The 3,365-nt window shown below is 62.6% G+C and carries 4 protein-coding genes; 2 read left to right on the forward strand and 2 right to left on the reverse strand.

The window, feature by feature from the left end; translation table 11 throughout:
* The coding region (locus tag AC1D0Z_RS18195; protein WP_477659604.1) for a Bug family tripartite tricarboxylate transporter substrate binding protein at positions 1-684 on the reverse strand (684 nt) is incomplete at its 3' end.
* Positions 685-767: 83 nt separating this feature from the next.
* A complete protein-coding gene (locus AC1D0Z_RS18200) occupies positions 768-1,988 on the reverse strand; it encodes a pyridoxal-phosphate-dependent aminotransferase family protein (protein WP_477659605.1) in 1,221 nt (406 codons plus the stop codon).
* A gap of 115 nt (positions 1,989-2,103) precedes the next feature.
* Here AC1D0Z_RS18200 and AC1D0Z_RS18205 point away from each other — a divergent pair, with 115 nt between their 5' ends.
* A complete protein-coding gene (locus AC1D0Z_RS18205) occupies positions 2,104-2,799 on the forward strand; it encodes a GntR family transcriptional regulator (protein WP_477659606.1) in 696 nt (231 codons plus the stop codon).
* Positions 2,800-2,874: 75 nt separating this feature from the next.
* Positions 2,875-3,365: FAD-binding oxidoreductase (locus AC1D0Z_RS18210; RefSeq protein ID WP_477659607.1), on the forward strand; the 491-nt coding region annotated here is incomplete at its 3' end.

The following is a 3,365-nucleotide window of genomic DNA, read 5'->3' on the forward strand; positions in this document are numbered from 1 at the left end:
CTTCAGGCGCGTCTGCGCAATCGCAATGGCCTTGCCGCTTTTGACGTGCGGTGTGGCAGAAGTCATGGTTTCAAAGCAGTAGTTGACCTGCCCGCCGATCAGGTCGACCAGTGCCGGGCCGGAACCGCGGTAAGGAATGTGCAGCGCAAAAATCTTCGCCTGAAGCTTGAACATCTCCAGCGCAAAGTGCTGGGCCGAACCACCGCCGGCCGAAGCAAAGCTGATCTGGCCTGGCTTGGCCTTGCATAGCGCCACAAGGTCTTTCACATTTTTGGCGGGCTGGTCGGCATTGCAGATCAGCATGTTGGGCGTGACACCGACCATGCTGATGGGTACAAAGTCGCGGTCGGCGTTGTAGTTCAGCTTCAGGCCCATTGCCGGCGCCAACGCGTGGCTGTTGATGTGGGCCATCAGCAAGGTGTTGCCGTCACCGGCCTGCTTGGCCACGTAGTCGGCGGCAATCACGCCGGCGGCGCCGCCCTTGTTTTCAATGATGACCGAGGTATTCCACATGGTGGACAGCTTCTGGCCCACCACGCGCGCTAGTGCGTCGGTGCCGCCGCCGGGCGGGAAGCCCACGACAATGCGCACCGGCCCCGCGGGCAGCGTCTGGGCCCTGAGCATGGGTGACGCCACCATGGCGGCTGTGGCCGCCGTCGCGCTGATAAAGGTTCTGCGTTGCATGGTTTCCCTTTTTGATTCGGTAATTTATTGAAATTTGATGACCGTTTGACGTCACACCCTTGCGCCCCCAGCGCAGCCGGTGATCAGGCCGCCTTGCGCTGCGGCACGACCGCCGCGTGGCTGGAAAAATGGTCCATGGCGGCTTGCACACCCGATCCCGCGAGCTTGACACCCGCAAGTTTCAGCCCCATTTCGCAGCCGCTCAGCGCCGCCATCAGCGTGAGGTCGTTGCAGTCACCCAGGTGGCCGATACGGAACATCTTGCCTTTGACCTTGCCCAGGCCGGTGCCCAGCGAGCAGTCAAAGCGCTCGTAAATGATCTTGCGCACTGCGTCGGCGTCAATGCCTTCGGGTGTCATCACGCCGGTCAGCACCGGCGAATACACGGCCGCATCGGCGCACTGGATCTGCAGGCCCCAGGCCTTGACCGCCGCACGCACGCCGGCAGCCCAGCGCTGGTGGCGCGCGAACACGGCTTCCAGGCCGTGCTCCAGCAGCATGTCGCAGGCTTCACTCAGGGCGTACAGCAGGTTGGTGTTGGGGGTGGACGGCCAGTAGCCGGTCTTGTTCATCTCGATGATTTCGTCCCAGGCCCAGAAGGCCTTGGGCAGCGTGGCTTTTTGACTGGCTTCGATGGCTTTGGCCGACACAGCGTTGAAGCTGATGCCGGGCGGCAGCATCAGRCCTTTTTGCGAACCGCTGATGCTGACGTCAACGCCCCACTCATCGTGGCGGTAATCGGCCGAGGCCAGGCCCGAAATGGTGTCGACCAGCAGCAGTGCCGGGTGTCTGGCGGCGTCAATCGCCTTGCGCACAGCGGCAATGTCGCTGGTCACGCCAGTGGAGGTTTCGTTGTGCACCACGCAGACGGCCTTGATGCTGTGCTGGGTGTCGGCCTTCAGGCGCTCTTCAATCAGATGGGCCTGGACGCCATGGCGCCAGACGTCGGCGCCGGGGTAGCCGATGACTTCGGTCTTGAGGCCCAGGCGTGCGGCCAGCTTTTGCCACAGCGCAGCAAAATGGCCGGTTTCGTACATCAGCACATGGTCGCCGGCGTTCAGTGTGTTGGACAGCGCGGCTTCCCAGGCGCCGGTTCCTGAGGCCGGATAGATGATGACAGGCTGCCGGGTCTGGAATATCTTCCTGATATCGGCCAGCACCTTCAACCCCAGCGCCGCAAATTCAGGACCGCGGTGGTCGATGGTCGGCAGGCTCATCGCCCGAAGCACGCGGTCCGGCACCGGCGACGGGCCGGGAATTTGCAGGAAGTGACGTCCGGTGGGGTGAAAGTCAAGCGTCAACATGGCGGAAAGCTCCAGAAGTAGAACGCTATTTTTTGCATACAAAATTCATTTGTCAATAGATCAAAGGGTTACAAATTGATTTGACACCCTCATTTTTTGCATACAAAATTTGCTCATGGCTGCCGAAATCATTCCCATCCCCCGCGCCGCCCTTCACGAACAGGTGGCACACCGCCTGCGCCAGATGCTGGTGGAAAACCGCATTCAGCCTGGCGCCAAGCTCAATGAACGCGAGCTGAGCGAGGTCTTGAACGTCTCGCGCACGCCGCTGCGCGAGGCCATCAAGATGCTGGCCGCAGAGGGACTGGTCGAGCTTTTGCCCAACCGCGGGGCCATCGCCGTGGAGCTGACCGAAGCCGACGTGCTGAACACCTTCGAGGTCATGGCCGGGCTGGAGGCGCAATCCGGCGAGCTCGCCGCGCAGCGCATCACCGACGACGAGCTGGCCGAAATCAAGGCCATGCACTTTGAAATGCTGGCGGCTTACACGCGGCGCGACCTGCCCAACTATTACCGGCTGAACTCCGCCATCCACAGCGCCATCAACGCGGCAGCCAAGAACCCGGTGCTCACCACCACCTACCGGCAGGTCAACGCACGGCTGCAGGCACTGCGCTTTCGCTCCAACCAGGACGAAGAAAAATGGAAATCAGCCGTGAAGGAACACGAGCTGATGATTGAGGCGCTGGCTGCGCGCGACACCGCCGCCATGCGCAAGGTGCTGCTGGGCCACCTGGCCAGCAAGCGCGAAGTCGTGGTCCAGCAATTGCGCGCCTCGGCGTCGCCTGCCAACACGCCCTCCAGGGCGTAAGCTGTAGTCTGAGCCGTACCTGGCTTCAGGGCCCGCCTTAACCCTACATAGCAAATCACACAGCAATCGCCCGCGATGAACGCTCCCCTCCCCCTCAAGATTTCCCGGCAGGCTGCAGCCCATGCCTATGACAGCGTAGCCCGCATCAGCAATGAAGTGGCCGGCCGGCTGGCAGCGCGGCTGGCCGCCGAAACAGAAGGCGAAGTGCTGTTTTCACCGGCCGACCGGGGCCGCTACGCCACCGATGCCTCCATCTACCAGGTCATGCCCGTGGGTGTGTTTGTGCCGCGCACAGCCGACGACGTGAAGGCCGCGCTGGACATCTGCCGCGACATGCAGGTGCCCATCGTGCCGCGGGGCGGCGGCACCAGCCAGTGCGGGCAAACCGTGGGCACCGGCCTGGTCATTGACTACGCCAAGCATGTGCGCAACATCCTGGCGGTGAACCCCGAACAGCGCACCGCAGAGGTGGAGCCCGGCATTGTGCTGGACCACCTGAACGCCGCGCTGAAACAACACGGCCTATGGTACCCGGTGGATGTGTCGACCAGTGCGCAGGCCACACT

The sequence above is a fragment of the Polaromonas sp. P1_E3 genome, assembly GCF_056405935.1.

Bases quoted from the DNA above. Each gene is read 5' to 3' on its own strand.
- AC1D0Z_RS18205 (WP_477659606.1), top strand. From the start codon at position 2,104: ATGGCTGCCGAAATCATTCCCATCCCCCGCGCCGCCCTTCACGAACAG.